Origin of the sequence: Paracoccus marinus (assembly GCF_007018965.1) — a bacterium.
Classification (GTDB): Bacteria; Pseudomonadota; Alphaproteobacteria; order Rhodobacterales; family Rhodobacteraceae; genus Paracoccus; species Paracoccus marinus.
On the sequence record NZ_VJYZ01000032.1, the window covers coordinates 1 to 15,028 of the forward strand.

The window sequence follows — 15,028 nt, forward strand, 5'->3', positions numbered from 1 at the left end:
CTCCGCCCCATGCCCACCCGCGGAGAATGGACCGATCAGATCAGCAGCGGCAGGAGGAGAGCGCCGTGGCGCTTACCGCATAACCCTCGAAAACAACGGAAAAATCCGTCCGCAACCGGATGGGTAGAACGCTTTCGCTGGGGCAGGTGGCGGACGGTGAGGGATTCGAACCCTCGAGACGGTTCCCCGCCTACACACTTTCCAGGCGTGCGCCTTCGACCACTCGGCCAACCGTCCGTGCCCGCGCGATCTAGCCTGCGGCGGAACGGCGTGCAAGTCAGAGCTTGGAAATCTTCGCCTGCAGTTCGGTCAGCTGGCGGCGGATCGTGGTGAGATCGTCGGCACCGGGCGCGGGGGCCGGATCGGGCCCGTCATCCTCGTCGCCCGGCGCGGCGCCGGTGGTGCCGTAGGGCAGTTTCCACCCGCCCATCATCGCGCGCAGGAACATCTGCTGCTGGCGCTGCAGCGCGTCGAAGCCGGGCATCGCGGCCATCGGCGGGTTCAGCTGTGTCATCTGCTCCATGATCTTCGACTGCCCCTCGCGCAGCATCTCGAAGCTGGCGGCGAGGAATTGCGGCACGACCGATTGCGCCTGCGTCGTGTAGCTGCGGACGAGGTCGGTCAGCACATCCACCGGCAGCACGTTCTCGCCCCGGCTTTCGTGTTCGGCGATGATCTGCAGCAGATACTGCCGGGTCAGGTCGTCGCCGGACTTCAGGTCCACGATCCGCACCTCGCGGCCGGTGCGGATGATGGCCGCGATCTCTTCCAGCGTGACGTAGTCGGACGTCTCGGTGTTGTAGAGCCGGCGGCTCGCGTAGCGCTTGATCGTCAGGGGGGCCTTGGCGTCGGCGGCCGGCGGGGGGTGCCGGGCTGGCGGCGGCTGGGCTGCGTGTCGTTCTGCATGGAACGATGATGAAAGCGGCTTTGCCGGAATGCAAAGGAAAACATCGGGTCAGTCGCGGCGCGCGGACGCGAAAGGGCGGCCCGAAGGCCGCCCCGATGGTCGTTCCCGACAGGCAAAGGCTCAGGCCTTGTCGCCCGTCTTGGTGGCGTCGGTCGCGGCCTGGGTCACGTTGCGGGCGGCGTTCTGCACGTCGCGGGTCGCGTTCTGGGCCATGCGCTGCGCGTCCGAAGCCGCGTCCTTGCCGGCGTTCAGCATCAGGTCGACCGTGTCCATCTGGACCTTCTTGGCGACCTCGGCGTAGGCCGCCATGTGCTGCTGCGCGATGTCCGACGCGGCCGTGGCGAAATCGCTCATGGCCTTGGCGTAGTCGGCCGGCTGGTCCTTGGCGGACGACAGCTCGCTTAGGCGCGAGATCGCGTCGCGTGCCCACTGAGCCGAGATCTCGGTCGAGCGCTCGGCGGCCTGCAGCGCCACGCGGCTCATCTTTTCGCCGAGCGCGGTCTGGTTCTTGAACGTGTCGCCCATCGCCGAGTTGTCGACGGGAAGCTTGCCCAGCATGTCCTGCCAGGCTTTCGTGAAGTCGGGGGTGTTGGCCATGTCATCGCTCCTGCGCGAAAAGTCGTTTCGGGTCGGCGTCCGCCGGGGACAGCTTTCGCTGGCACCGTCGCACTAGCATGCTGCAGCGCAGCATCTCAACAACAATCATGCTGCATCGCAGCATTTCGGCTCAGGCAGGTTCGCGAACGTAGCTGCCTGGGGCAGGTTCGCGAACGTAGCTGCCTGGGGCAGGTTCAAGCCCGTTTTCGGGCACGCGCGCCGGGACCATGTCGCCCGACCGGGGGGCCAGCCAGCGGGCCCATTCGGGCCACCAGCTGCCGGGTCGAAACGTCGCGGCGTTCTTCCACAACTCGGCAGACTGGGCCGGGGTTGCGCCCGCCTCGCGGGCTTCGTCCGTGTGCGCCACGTAGTGCCCGTACTTGTCGCGGCCGGGCGGGTTGATGATCCCCGCGATGTGCCCGGACTCGGCCAAAAGGAACGTCTTGTCCTCCGACCCCATCATCGACACCCCGCGCCAGCTGTCGATCCAGGGGGCGATGTGGTCACGTTCGCACGCAACGGCGCAAAGCGGGGTCGTCACGTCCGCCAGCCTGACCTTGCGGCCGTGGATGGGGAAACCCTCGGTCGTCAGCAGGTTCGCCTGGCACAGACCGCGCAGGTATTCCGACAGCATCTTCGCGGGCAGGTTCGTGCCGTCGCTGTTCCAGTGCAGCAGGTCGAAGGCGGGCGGCGCCTCGCCCATCATGTAGTGGCGCACCGCCGGTCCCCAGACCAGGTCGTTGGCGCGCAGGAAGCTGAAGGTCCGCTGCATCAGCCGCGCGGTCAGATAGCCGGTGCGCCGCACCTCTTCCTCGATCCCGGTGACGAAGTCGTCCTGCAGATAGGCGGTGAACTCGCCCTGGTCGGAAAAGTCGGTGAGCGTCGTCAGGAACGTGGCCGATGCGACCCGGTCGTCGCCCTGCTGCGCCAGCAGCCCCAGCGCCATCGCAAGCGTCGTCCCCGCGATGCAGTAGCCCACCGCGTTCAGCCGCCGCTCGCCGGTCAGGTCGCGCACCTTGTCGAACGCCGTGAGATACGCCGAGACGTAATCATCCATCCCCGTCTGCGCCTCGGCCGCGCCCGGGTTCTTCCACGAAACGACGAACAGGGTGTAGCCCTGGTCCACGAGCCAGCGGATCAGGCTGTTCTGCGGCTTGAGGTCGAGGATGTAGAACTTGTTGATCCACGGCGGCAGGATGATGAGCGGGACCCGGTGCACGTCCGTGGTCGTGGGGGTGTACTGGATCAGCTCGAACAGCGGGTCGCGATGGACGACCACGCCGGGCGTGGTGCCGATGTTCTGGCCCACCGAGAACGCGGTGCGGTCGCTCAGCGAGACGACCAGGTCGCCGCCCCCGTGTTCCAGATCGGCGACCAGGTTTTCCAGCCCGCGGACGAGGCTTTGCCCTTCGGTCTCGATCGCCTTGGCCAGCGCGTCGGGGTTGGTACCCAGAAAGTTCGTGGGCGCCATCATGTCGATGATCTGGCCGGTGAACCAGTCCACCCGGCGGCGCTGGACCGCGCTTTCGATCGGCAGGTCGGCGGCGGCGCGGCGCATGGCGTCGGCGTTGATACGGTACTGTTCGCGGACATAGGCGAAGAACGGGTTCGTCTGCCACAGCGGGTTCGCGAAGCGCTTGTCCGTCGCGGCGCGGCCCTCGCCTTCGTCGCGGCCGCCGTCCTCTGCGACGGGTGCGCGGCCAAGCATGGATGCCTGGGCGCCCGCCATGTGATGCAGCGTCTCGCCCCAATACTGGACCTGCTGCTCGATCAGCCGCGCGGGCTGCTCGGCCGCAAGCCGCATCCAGCCACTGGCGGCGGCGGCGTAGAAATCAGGCCCGGGGCCTTCGATCCCCGACGGACGGGTCGGCCTGCGGGCGAGCACCTGGACGAGGCGCTGGCCCAGATCCTCGATCCGCTGGATGTTCTCGGCGATCCGCTCGGGCAAAGGGCCGGTCGTCGCGTGGCCCCACGCGCCTAGTGTCGCCGCGTCACCGGGCGGGGCGGCTTTCGGATTGCGACGCGCCTTGTCGGTGACGTCGCCGGACGCCGGCGCGTCGGTCTGGCTAACATGCGGCGACGGGCCGTCGCCGGTCGGCGCGGGTTTTCCGTCGTCCATTTCGGTCGAGGGCGGCGCATCCACCTGGGTTTCGCGGTCCGGGGTGCCGTCGGGTTCCGTCGTGCTGTCGGGCACGGGCCGTGGGTCGGGCTTCATGCTGTCGGATTCAGGCGCGTCCGCCTCGGTCGCGCGGCCCGGATCCGGCGGGGTCGCTGCGCTCAGGTCCAGCCCCTCCATCACGTCCGAGGCGGGCGCGTCGGCCTGGCTGACCGGCCCTTCGCCTTGACCGGCCTGCGGCTTGCGCCGGCCCGCGATCTTGCGGGTGCCGGTGCGCGGGTCGGAACGGTCGGCGGCGCGCGAACGGGCGGCGATCGTGGCGCGCGTGGCGGGCTCGCGCTTTTGCGCGGGGGTCTTCGCGGGCTTGACGGGCCGCGGGGCGTCGGTCGCATTGTCCCCCGACGGCGCGGGCGGCGCATCGGCCGTCACCTTCGGCGTCGCGGCCCCGGATGCACGGTCGCCCCCGGTCGAGGCGGCAGCGGCATCCTTGCCGCGTCGCCCCCGGCCCTTCGGCTTTGCACCTTGCACCGCCGCATCAGGCTTCGGATCGTTCTTCGGGTCGCCGTCGTGATCGCTTGCCATGACCGCGTCTCCTCCGTAGCTGTAGATCAGATTGACATGGCGCAGCCGGGGCGTAAACCCGCGGCAAGGCGCGAAACGGCAAAGGCCGGCACCGGATGATGTACAAGGGCTTTCGCGGCATCGCGTCCTACGACGCGATGGAAACCATTCGGAACACGAACGAATGGATGGGCGCGACCGCGCGCGCGTTCGGCGCCTACCCCGCCTTCGCGATGGCACCGCACCCGATGTTCCGGCTGATCAGCGCCTGGGGCCGCGTGGCCGAACGCAGCTTCCGCCGCATGATCGTGAAGCCCGACTGGGACATCCCGCCAGTGCTGGGCGCCGAGGGGCAGGACCACATGGTCTATGTCGAACAGGAGCTTGCGCGCCCGTTCGGCAACCTCGTCCGCTTCCGCGTCGCCCGGCGCGACCCGATGGAGCGGCGGGTGCTGCTGATCGCGCCGATGTCGGGCCACTATGCCACGCTGCTGCGCTCGACCGTCACGTCGCTGCTGCCCGACTGCGACGTCTGGATCACCGACTGGACCAATGCTCGCGACATCCCGGTCAGCGAAGGCCAGTTCGATGTCGAGGATTATGCCGAATACCTGGTGGACTTCATCCGCCACCTCGGTCCCGACCTTCACGTAGTGGCGGTCTGCCAGCCCGCGCCGCTGGCGCTGGTCGCAACCGCGATGCTGGCGCAGGACGCGCCTGAGGCGCAGCCCCGCACCCTGACGCTGATCGGCGGCCCGATCGACCCCGACGCCGCCGCGACCGACGTTACCGATTTCGGCCATCGCGTCACGATGGGCGAGCTGGACGCGTTCATGATCCAGCAGGTCGGGTTCAAGTATCGCGGCGCCGGCCGGATGGTCTACCCCGGCCTCGCGCAGCTCTCCTCGTTCATCGCCATGAACGCCGAAACGCACGGCCGCGCATTCGCCGACCAGATCCACGCCGAGGCCAGCGGCACCGCGTCCGAAAACGACAAGCACAACAAGTTCTACGACGAATACCTGGCCGTGATGGACATGACGGCCGAGTTCTACCTGTCCACCGTCGAACGCATCTTCCAGAACGGCGAGGTCGCGAAGAACGCCTTTACGGTGCGCGGCCGCCCGGTCGACCTGACCGCGATCCGCGACGTGTCGATCATGACCGTCGAAGGCACCGACGACGACATCTCGGCCCCCGGCCAGTGCGTCGCGGCGCTGGCGCTTTGCAGCGGCGTGCCGGAAGCGAACAAGGCCCATCACCTGGAGCCGGGCGCGGGCCACTACGGCATCTTCGCGGGGAAAAGCTGGCGGCTGCGGATCCGCCCGCTCGTCCTGAACTTCATGGACGAGCATTCGGCCGCGCCCGATCACCCCGAGGCCGAGGACAAGCCGCGCCCGCCCCGCAGGCACCGCAAGGGAAGCAATTCCCCCGGCGACACCCGCCCCGGCGGCCCCGACGACGACCGCAAGATCGCCGTCTGAGATGCTGGCGGTCCGTGGCCGCGACGGCCGCGGGATCGTCCGCGATCTGCCGAAGGCGGCTTGGGGATGCCGGTGGCTCTCGGCTTGCACCGTCCGACACCACACGGCATAACCCCGCTCGCGGGCGGTTAGCTCAGTTGGTAGAGCGTTTCGTTTACACCGAAAATGTCGGGGGTTCGAGCCCCTCACCGCCCACCACCCCGCGACCCTGCGACCCCCGAGACCGCACAGCAGGCGCCCTGTGCCGAACAGCACGCCTCGCTTCCGCGTCGTCCGACATGCAGCCGCGTTTCAGCTGCACGTCACGGGCGCGCCCTTGGTCAGCATCTTCCGCCAGTCGGACCCGAGCTGTTCGCGCGCCGACAGCGCGTTCGACGCCTCGGCGCTGTTTTCGGGAATGACCTTCACGATCATGCCCTGCTTGTGGTCGCCCGACCAGAAGCTTTCGTCAGAGTTGTCGCCGACGAGAATGAACTTGTCATGCCCGCGCCGAATGACCTCGATCGCCGCGGTCTTGAAGGCGACGTTCCTTGCGCCGTTCGGGCCGCACGCAGGCGCCGCGATCGTGTCGATCTTGAACGTATCCTTGGACATCGGCTGCACGGTCGATGAGGCGCAGGCCGAAACCGCCGCGATCATTACCAGATAAAACGCATTACTGATCTTCATAACCACCCTCGCACCGGATCACACATCGTGATCGCACGGCGCGTGAATGGCGCAAATCGGATAGCGAAAGCAATCATGGAATGCCGACAATGCTCGGCAATTCGTGCCTGGGATTTCGCGGGTTTAGTAAACGAAGCGGAATACCGGGAAAACGCATCAAGTGGACAAACAAAACGCTTCCACCTTTCTCGATTTCACGGACGCCGTCGCCCGCAACCCTACCCCAGCGCCGCGCGCCCCCGCGTGACCAGCCCCTGAAGTTCGCCCAGGCTCATCGCGCCGAACACCGCCTCGTCGCCGGCGATGAAGCTCGGCGTGCCCATCAGGCTCATGTGGTCGGCGAGTTCCAGCGTGGTGGCGAGCTGGTCCACGATCCAGCCCTGCTCCATGTCCTTGCGCAGCCGCGCCACATCGAGACCGATCCGGGTCGCGGTGGCGATCACCGACGCTTCCTCGGCCTGGCCGCGCATCGACAGAAGCGCCCGGTGAAAATCCGGGTAACGCCCCTGCCCCGTCGAGGCGAGCGAGGCGCGGGCGGCGAAATACGATCCCTCGCCAAAGACCGGCAACTCGCGCAGGACGACCCGCAGGTCGGGGTCGGCGGCGATCAGCTTCTGCATCGTCGGCAGCATCTTGCGGCAGTAGCTGCAGTTGTAGTCGAAGAACTCGGTCAGGGTGACGTTGCCGCGGGGGTTGCCCAGGACGGGCGCGCGCGGATCGTCTTCCAGCGCGCGGCGCAGCTCGTCCGGCATCGGGTTGGCGCGGGGGGCCGCCACGGCGGCGCGCCCCAGCATCGACACGGACAGCGCGGCGGTACCGGCGAGGGCCGCGGCTCCGGCCAGCGCCTGGCGGCGGGTGATCTGGCCACTGATAAAAGGACGACGGGTCATCGGGCGGCGGCTGCCTGAACGGTCATGAATCATCATGCAGCCAGTCTCGCACGGGGCGCGGCGGGCCGAAAGCGCCGGCGGGGCACCGGCCGCCTCTCGCCGGGTGACAACACCGCGATCCGGTGCAAAGATGTCCCGGTTCGGCATCCTGGAAAGCCGTCCCCGACGCCGGAGGGCGCAGCATGACGGCCGATCCCGACACGAACCCCACGGGCCTGACCCGCCCGACATGCGAAGTGCGGCTGACGGGTCTTGCAACCGCGCTGCCACCGAACGTGCTGGTCCAGCGTGACGTCGTCGCCCGCGCGCGCGAGGTGCTGGGCCCCCGATACGCCACGTTCGAACGCATGGTTCCCGCCTTCGAGAACGCGGGCATCGACCGCCGCCATTCGGTCGTGCCGCTCGACTGGTTCGGTCTGCCGCACGGCTGGGCGTCGCGGAACGACGCCTACGTCGCCGGCGCGATGGACCTGTTCCGGGATGCGGCCCGGGGCGCGCTCGCCGACGCGGGGCTGAGCGCGGACCGGATCGACGCGGTCGTCACCATTTCCTCGACAGGTGTCGCCACCCCCACGCTGGAAGCGCGGGCGGCGGTCGAGATGGGGTTTCGCCCCGAGCTGCTGCGGGTGCCGGTGTTCGGACTTGGCTGCGCGGGCGGGGTGTCGGGCCTGTCCATCGCGCGCGAGATCGCGGCGGCCCGGCCCGGCGCGCGGGTGCTGGTCGTCGCGGTGGAAACCTGCACGCTTCTGTTCCGCATGGACCGGATGCAAAAGGCGGACATCATCGCCACCGCGCTGTTCGGCGACGGCGCGGGCGCGGCGGTGCTGAGTTCGGACCCCGCCGACCGGGGGCCGGTGGTCGGGCGCGGGGCGCAGCACATGTGGCCCGACACGTTGCAGATCATGGGTTGGGACGTGGACGACGCAGGCCTGGGCGTGGTGTTCGACCGCTCGATCCCCGGCTTCGTCACGGCCGAGATCGCCGCCGCTGTCGCAAGCAGCCTGCCCGCGATGGGCGACCGCCCGATCGAGCGGATGGTCTGCCACCCCGGCGGCGCCAAGGTCATCACCGCGCTGGAAGATGCGCTGGCGCTTGCGCCCGGCAGCCTCGATGCCGAGCGCGAGGTGCTGCGCGAGGCGGGCAACATGTCCGCGCCGACGGTCATGTTCGTGCTGCAAAAGGTGCTTGCCACGCGCCCAACGGGACGGCTGATGCTGGCCGCGCTTGGCCCCGGGTTCACGCTGTCGATGCTGCCGGTCGATGCCTGACGCCGTCCTGCCGTCGGCGCTGTTCATCGGCTTTCTGGTCGTGCAGCGGCTGGCGGAGCTGGTTTTGGCCCGCCGCAATACAAGCCGCCTGCTCGCGCAGGGCGCAGTGGAACACGGGGCGCGGCACTATCCGCTGATCGTCGCGCTGCACGCAAGCTGGCTTGCCGCCATCGCGCTGGCGGGCTGGGGCAACCCGGTGCAGCCGCTGTTCCTGGCGGCGTTCGCGGCATTGCAGGCGCTGCGGGTCTGGATCCTCGCCACACTGGGGCCGCGATGGACCACGCGGATCATCGTCACGGGCGAGCCGCTGGTGCGGCGCGGGCCGTTCCGCTGGATCAGGCATCCGAACTATACGCTGGTGGTGGCCGAGATCGCGGTCGCGCCGCTGGTCCTGGGCCTTGTCTGGGTGGCGGTCGTTTTCTCGTTCCTGAACGCGATCGTCCTGACGATCCGGATCCGGGCCGAGAACGCGGCGCTCTACGCCCCTAGGACGCCTCGAAGTTGAAGATCGCAAGGCTGCGCTCGCGCTCGTTGACCTTGAGCCTGCGGTTCAGGGGCGCGTGGGCGCGGGCGGCGCAGTCCGGGCGCTCGCACAGGTAGCAGTTCAGGCCGATGTCCACCGGCCGGGTGCGGCCAAGGTCGATCCCGTCGGCATAGACGAGGCGCGGCGCATAGGCCACGTCGCAGCCAAGCCCGATGGCCAGACGCTGCGCGGGCGATCCGTGGACGCCCCCTGCCCGCGTGATCGTGCGGGCGATGGAAAAATAGCTCGTCCCCTCGGGCATGCGGATGACCTGAGTCAGCATCTGCCCCGGCGCCTCGAACGCGGCGTGGATGTTCCACAAGGGGCAGGTCCCGCCGAAGCGGGAAAACGGAAACCGGCCGGCGCTGAACCGCTTGGTCATGTTGCCCGCGCGATCGACGCGGACGAAGAAGAACGGGATCCCCCGCGCCCCCTCGCGCTGCAGCGTGGACATTCGGTGCGCGGTCTGTTCGTAGCTGGTGCCGAAGCGGTGCGACAACAGCTCGATGTCGTAGCGGGTGGATTCGCAGGCGGCGAGGAAGCGGGCATAGGGCATCATCACCGCGGCCGCGAAGTAGTTGGCCAGGCTGACGCGCAGCAGCGACACGGCCGCCGGGTCGTCGATCCCCGACTGCTCGACCAGCCGCGAGATCGCGGGTTCCTGTTCCAGCCGCGCCAGCAGCACGCCGATCTGGAAACGACGGCTGGGCTGGGTCAGCAGTTCCGACAGCATCAGTTCCTTGTTGTGCGGATCGAACCGGCGCAGCTGCTCGCCCATCACGTCGGCGGGCAGGATGCGGGCGCGGATCTTGTGGCCGGCCAGGCGCTGGGTCAGCGCCAGATGCGGCTCGGACCGGTGCAACTTCAGCTCCTCCGCCATGCCCTCGGCGGCGCGGTCCAGCTCGTCGATGTGGTTGCGGCGCGCGTAAAGCCAGCCGCGCACCGCATCGACCGGGCGCGAACTGCCGGCCAGCACCTCGACCTTGTCGCGGTCGGCCAGCGGGTTGTCCTCGTCATCGGGGCGCAGCACGGATTCGTGGTGGCGTTCGTGCAGCCGCACGAAGGCCGCGGCCAGCCGGGGCGAGGCCTGCAGCACCGCCTCGACCTCGGTCCGCGGCAGGTTGGCGAGGTCGAGGACCGGGTCCTTCACCGCCGCGCCGAAATCGGCCGCCAGCTGCGCGTCGATCGACGGCGACAGCTCGGATATGTTGAGGTCATAGACCTCAGCCAGCTTCATCAGCAGCTTGGCCGAGGCCGGGCGCTGGTTCGCCTCGATCAGGGTGATGTAGCTGGCCGACACCCCGAGCTCGGCCGCCATCTGCGCCTGCGTCAGCCCCAGCGACCGCCGCAGAACCTTGAGCCGCTGGCCGACGATGAGCTTTTCCGAGCGTTCGGCCATTCGTGACAATCCTTACAAAACGGTCGTTCGTGACTGACGGATCGTGACAGGCTGACCCGTTGCCGCGTGTGTCGGCTCGCTGACATTACTACTGTGACAATATCCAGTCACGGAGATTCGCCATGCCGCTCGATCGTCAGCCCACCAGCCTTCCGCCCGTCATCCTGCGCGACGCGCCGGGCGTGGATCGCGTCCTGACCGCCGACGCGCTGGTATTTCTGGAAGAGCTTCAGGGCCGCTTCTCGCTGCGCCTGAACGCCCTCATGATCGCCCGCAAGCGCCGCCAGGACCGCATCGACCGTGGCGAGCTGCCCGACTATCTGGCCGAAACCGCCGACATCCGGCAGGGCATGTGGGAAGCAGCGCCGGTTCCGGACGCGCTGAAGGACCGCCGGGTCGAGATCACCGGGCCGGTGGACCGCAAGATGATGATCAACGCGCTGAACTCGGGCGCCAAGGTCTTCATGGCCGACTTCGAGGACGCGACCTCGCCCAGCTTCGGCAACATCATCGCGGGTCACGCCAACATGCTGGACTACCGCGACGGCACGCTGGAACACGACGACGCGACCACCGGCAAGTCCTACCGCGTCGGCGACGCGCCCGCCGTCCTGATCGTCCGCCCGCGCGGCCTGCACATGCACGAGGCGAACGTCCTGATCGCGGGCCAGCCGGTGTCGGCGGCGCTGTTCGACTTTGGCCTGAACATCTTCCACAACGGCGCCGCGCTTGCGGAAACCGGACGCGGGCCCTTCTACTACCTGCCCAAGATCGAAAGCCACGACGAGGCGCGGTTCTGGAACGACGTGTTCCTGTTCGCCCAGGATCGCGTGGGCCTGCCCGCCGGCACTATCAAGGCCACCGTCCTGATCGAGACGCTGCCGGCCGCGTTCGAGATGGACGAGATCGTGTGGCAGCTGCGCGACCACATCGCCGGGCTGAACTGCGGCGGCTGGGACTACATCTTCAGCTACATCAAGACGCTACGGGCGCACGGCGCGTATGTGCTGCCCGACCGGGCCGAAGTCACGATGGACCGGGGCTTCCTTGCGGGCTACGCGGCGCGGCTGGTCAAGGTCTGCCACCGCCGCGGCATCCACGCGATGGGCGGCATGGCCGCCGCGATCCCGGTCAAGGACGACCCGGCCGCGAATGACGCAGCCTTTGCCCGCGTCCGCGCCGACAAGCTGCGCGAGGTGCAGCTGGGCCATGACGGCACCTGGGTCGCGCACCCCGACCTCGTCCCCGTCGCGATGGAGGTGTTCGACGCCGAAATGCCGGGCTTGAACCAGATCCGCAAGCAGCGTCAGGGCTGGCGCATCGAACCCGCCATGCTGCTGAAACCGCATGAGGGCCGCGTCACCGAACAGGGCGTCCGCACCAACGTCTCGGTCGCCATCGAATATCTGGCGCAGTGGCTTTCGGGGCGTGGCGCGGTCCCGATCAACGGCCTGATGGAGGACGCCGCGACCGCCGAGATCAGCCGCGCGCAGCTGTGGCAGTGGATCCGCCACGGCGCGGCGGTCGAGCTGACCGAGGGCGGCGAGCGCCGCCTGACCGCCGACTGGCTGGGCGAACTGGTGCAGGCCGAGATCGTCGCGATCCTCGACCGGCTCGGGCCCAACGGCTTCCACCGCGGCCGCTACGCCAGCGCCGCCCGCATCGTGCAGGAAGCGGCGACCGCCGACACCCTGCCCGACTTCATCACCACGGCCGCCTACGACCTGCTGAACGCGCTCGACTGACGACCGATCCAACGACCGTCGCCGGGCCGTCAACGCCTGGCGGCGCAGCTATCCTGCCACCAACCGCGCGCGATGCGCGCCAGACTGATCGACCCACGAAAGGACTACCGATGCCCCGCAAGACCTTCAGCGACCTGCACGCCGAGATCTCGGCCCGCTACCCCTCCGGCCAGACCGCCGGCGGGGTGTCGGTCGACGACATCGTGCAGCTGCGGCTGCAGAACACCTGGGACACCCACCTGGACATCGCCCGCGAGATGGCGGTGGTGATGCGCGCCGACATGGCGGCCTATGACGCCGACGCGTCGAAGTTCACCCAGTCGCTCGGCTGCTGGTCGGGCTTTCACGCCCAGCAGATGATCAAGGCCGTCAAGCGGATGCGCGGCACCGCCAAGGGCACCTACGTCTACCTGTCGGGCTGGATGGTCGCGGGGCTTCGCAACCGCTGGGGCCACCTGCCCGACCAGTCGATGCATGAAAAGACCGCCGTCGCCGACCTGATCGAGGAAATCTACACCTCGCTCCGCCAAGCCGACGAAGTCTCCATGAACGACCTGTTCCGCGCGCTGAAAGCCGCGAGCTCGGACGCCGAGCGCAGCAAGGTCATCGACCAGATCGACAACTTTGAAACCCACGTCGTCCCGATCATCGCCGACATCGACGCGGGCTTCGGCAACGAACACGCGACCTACCTGCTGGCCAAGGAGCTCATCAAGGCCGGCGCCTGCTGCCTGCAGATCGAGAACCAGGTCTCGGACGCCAAGCAGTGCGGCCACCAGGACGGCAAGGTCACGGTCCCGCGCGAGGACTTCATCGAAAAGCTGCGCGCCTGCCGCCTCGCCTTCGAAGAGCTGGGCGTCGACGAGGGCGTGATCGTCGCGCGGACCGACAGCCTTGGCGCTGGGCTGACCCAGAAGGTGCCGGTCAGCCAGCGCCCGGGCGACCTTGCGAGCCAGTACATCAAGTGGCTCAAGACAGAGCAGATCACCGAAGCCAACCCGATCCAGGAAGGCGAGCTCGCGATCTTCCAGGGCGGCGAGTTCGTGAAACCCGTCCGCCTGCCGAACGGCCTGTTCCCGTTCCAGGAAGGCACCGGCCGCGCCCGTGTGATCGAGGACTGCATCGCCAGCCTGCGCGACGGCGGCGCGGACCTGCTGTGGATCGAGACCGACACCCCGAACGTGGACGAGATCGCCGGCATGGTGGCCGAGGTCCGCAAGGAAGTGCCGAACGCCAAGCTGACCTACAACAACTCGCCCAGCTTCAACTGGACCCTGAACCTTCGCAAGCAGGTGCGCGACCAGTGGATCGCCGAGGGCAAGATCCAGGCCGCCGACTACCCGGAAGGCAACGAGCTGATGAAGGCCGACTACGACGCGTCCGAGATCGGGCTTGAGGCGGACGCGCGTCTGGCCCGCTTCCAGACCGACATCTCGGCCCGCGCGGGCGTGTTCCACAACCTCATCACGCTGCCGACCTTCCACCTGACCGCGAAGTCGGTGGACGAGCTGTCGCGCGGCTATTTCGGCGAGGACAAGATGCTGGCCTACGTCAAGACCGTGCAGCGCGAGGAAATTCGCCGCGGCGTCTCGGCGGTGAAGCACCAGCACGAGGTCGGCTCGGACCTGGGCGACACCTTCAAGGAAATGGTGTCGGGCGAGCGCGCGCTGAAGGCGGGCGGCCACGCGAACACCATGAACCAGTTCGCCGCCGAGTGATCGGCCGAGACCTTGGTTGACCTGCGCCGTCCCTTCGGGGGCGGCGCTTTCGTTCGTGCGGTTGAGGTCCGGCCGCAGCCACGGAATAGTGCCGCGACAGCCATGGAAGGCACGGCCATGCCCGACCCCGCCCGCCCCGTCCTTGCGATCAAGGTGGACATCGCCGTCATCGGCGCGGGTCAGGCCGGGTTGTCCTCGGCCTGGCACCTGCGCCAGATCGGCCTTTCGCCCGACCGCGACTTCGTGACCTTCGACCAGTCGCCCGGGCCGGGCGGCGCCTGGCAGTTCCGCTGGCCGTCGCTCACCCTCGCCACCGCCAACCGGGTCCACGACCTGCCCGGCATGCGGATGACCGACGTGATCGATCCCGACGCCTCGGGGTCCGTTCCGGCGTCCGATGCGGTCCCGCGCTATTACCGGGCCTACGAACGGGCCTTCGACGTGCGCGTCCACCGCCCGGTCAAGGGTAAGCGCAGCAATGCGTTCAGTTGACCGGTACTAATGGCTCGATAGGCTTGATTTGATCCGGAAGACGGCAGACCTGAACCCAGGCGCCGCTTCCAAAGCATCCTTGGACAACACCTTCCCGAAAGGGAAAACGCTGCGTTTCTTCCCCGGTCTGGTGGCCATAGCACGAGCGAAACACCCGATCCCATCCCGAACTCGGCCGTTAAGCGCCGTCGCGCCAATGGTACTGCGTCTCAAGACGTGGGAGAGTAGGTCACCGCCAGACCTGGAAAGAAACGCAGATCTCTCTGATACGATGACAACCCCGCATCCCCGCGGGACCCCGACATGGACCAAACTGGCGCGGGGTAGAGCAGCCCGGTAGCTCGTCAGGCTCATAACCTGAAGGTCGCAGGTTCAAATCCTGCCCCCGCAACCAAATTCTATCGCACTAATAAACTATTACACCCCGCCTCACCGCGGGGTTTTCGCATGTCCAAATTCCACATCAACACCGCAACCGGATTTTGACACTCGGCAACGCCCGACAACACCCACCAACATCCGCCGTCACGGAAGCCCCCTCGCGGGGGCTTTCGGCGTTTGTCTCTCGCGCTCACTCATCTGTAAGCGCGAGGTCGTTGCCCTATGCGGCGATGCTTGACGGCTGGTTGAAGCGCCAGGGCATGAGGTCCTCGATGGCG

At 68.1% G+C, this 15,028-nt stretch carries 12 protein-coding genes, 3 tRNA genes and 1 rRNA gene; 9 read left to right on the plus strand and 7 right to left on the minus strand.

Annotation, left to right across the window (positions count from 1 at the left end; all coding sequences use genetic code 11):
- Positions 1-147 precede the first annotated feature (147 nt).
- The 4 genes from FNF32_RS12095 to phaC form a co-directional block, all read right to left on the minus strand.
- A tRNA-Ser gene (locus tag FNF32_RS12095) sits at positions 148-237 on the minus strand.
- A gap of 40 nt (positions 238-277) precedes the next feature.
- Positions 278-835 (minus strand): polyhydroxyalkanoate synthesis repressor PhaR, encoded by a 558-nt coding sequence (gene phaR / locus FNF32_RS12100; protein ID WP_246087822.1) that lies wholly within the window; start codon positions 833-835, stop codon positions 278-280.
- Between the two features lie 192 nt (positions 836-1,027).
- On the minus strand, positions 1,028-1,504 hold the full coding sequence (locus tag FNF32_RS12105) for a Phasin (protein ID WP_131675040.1): 477 nt from the start codon (positions 1,502-1,504) through the stop codon (positions 1,028-1,030).
- A 130-nt stretch (positions 1,505-1,634) separates the two neighbouring features.
- Positions 1,635-4,202, minus strand: coding sequence for a class I poly(R)-hydroxyalkanoic acid synthase (gene phaC / locus FNF32_RS12110; RefSeq protein WP_131675039.1), 2,568 nt, complete (start codon positions 4,200-4,202; stop codon positions 1,635-1,637).
- Positions 4,203-4,297: 95 nt separating this feature from the next.
- On the opposite strand from phaC, the gene phaZ reads away from it, so the two are divergent.
- A complete protein-coding gene (phaZ, locus tag FNF32_RS12115) occupies positions 4,298-5,665 on the plus strand; it encodes a polyhydroxyalkanoate depolymerase (protein WP_131675038.1) in 1,368 nt (455 codons plus the stop codon).
- A gap of 122 nt (positions 5,666-5,787) precedes the next feature.
- Positions 5,788-5,863, plus strand: a tRNA-Val gene (locus tag FNF32_RS12120).
- A 93-nt stretch (positions 5,864-5,956) separates the two neighbouring features.
- Here the strand turns inward: FNF32_RS12120 and FNF32_RS12125 are convergent.
- Complete coding sequence (locus FNF32_RS12125) at positions 5,957-6,334, minus strand: hypothetical protein (protein WP_246087821.1); 378 nt, start codon at positions 6,332-6,334, stop codon at positions 5,957-5,959.
- 218 nt (positions 6,335-6,552) lie between these two features.
- Positions 6,553-7,224, minus strand: coding sequence for a DsbA family protein (locus FNF32_RS12130; RefSeq protein ID WP_131675037.1), 672 nt, complete (start codon positions 7,222-7,224; stop codon positions 6,553-6,555).
- A gap of 182 nt (positions 7,225-7,406) precedes the next feature.
- Here FNF32_RS12130 and FNF32_RS12135 point away from each other — a divergent pair, with 182 nt between their 5' ends.
- Complete coding sequence (locus FNF32_RS12135; RefSeq protein ID WP_131675036.1) at positions 7,407-8,492, plus strand: type III polyketide synthase; 1,086 nt, start codon at positions 7,407-7,409, stop codon at positions 8,490-8,492.
- Complete coding sequence (locus FNF32_RS12140) at positions 8,485-8,997, plus strand: isoprenylcysteine carboxyl methyltransferase family protein (RefSeq protein ID WP_131675035.1); 513 nt, start codon at positions 8,485-8,487, stop codon at positions 8,995-8,997. The genes FNF32_RS12135 and FNF32_RS12140 overlap by 8 nt, the downstream gene beginning before the upstream one ends.
- Here FNF32_RS12140 and FNF32_RS12145 read toward each other — a convergent pair.
- Complete coding sequence (locus FNF32_RS12145) at positions 8,978-10,414, minus strand: helix-turn-helix domain-containing protein (protein ID WP_131675034.1); 1,437 nt, start codon at positions 10,412-10,414, stop codon at positions 8,978-8,980. The genes FNF32_RS12140 and FNF32_RS12145 overlap by 20 nt on opposite strands.
- A gap of 122 nt (positions 10,415-10,536) precedes the next feature.
- Here FNF32_RS12145 and aceB point away from each other — a divergent pair, with 122 nt between their 5' ends.
- The 5 genes from aceB to FNF32_RS12170 all read left to right on the plus strand — a co-directional run bounded on the left by aceB (position 10,537) and on the right by FNF32_RS12170 (position 14,763).
- Positions 10,537-12,159: a malate synthase A gene (aceB, locus tag FNF32_RS12150; RefSeq protein ID WP_143796668.1), complete on the plus strand. Its 1,623-nt coding sequence runs from the start codon at positions 10,537-10,539 to the stop codon at positions 12,157-12,159.
- 110 nt (positions 12,160-12,269) lie between these two features.
- On the plus strand, positions 12,270-13,877 hold the full coding sequence (locus FNF32_RS12155) for an isocitrate lyase (protein WP_131675032.1): 1,608 nt from the start codon (positions 12,270-12,272) through the stop codon (positions 13,875-13,877).
- A 117-nt stretch (positions 13,878-13,994) separates the two neighbouring features.
- Positions 13,995-14,369 (plus strand): NAD(P)-binding protein, encoded by a 375-nt coding sequence (locus tag FNF32_RS12160; protein ID WP_221930725.1) that lies wholly within the window; start codon positions 13,995-13,997, stop codon positions 14,367-14,369.
- A 126-nt stretch (positions 14,370-14,495) separates the two neighbouring features.
- Positions 14,496-14,610, plus strand: a 5S ribosomal RNA gene (gene rrf, locus FNF32_RS12165).
- A gap of 76 nt (positions 14,611-14,686) precedes the next feature.
- Positions 14,687-14,763: transfer RNA gene (locus tag FNF32_RS12170), tRNA-Met, on the plus strand.
- The last annotated feature ends 265 nt before the right edge of the window (positions 14,764-15,028 follow it).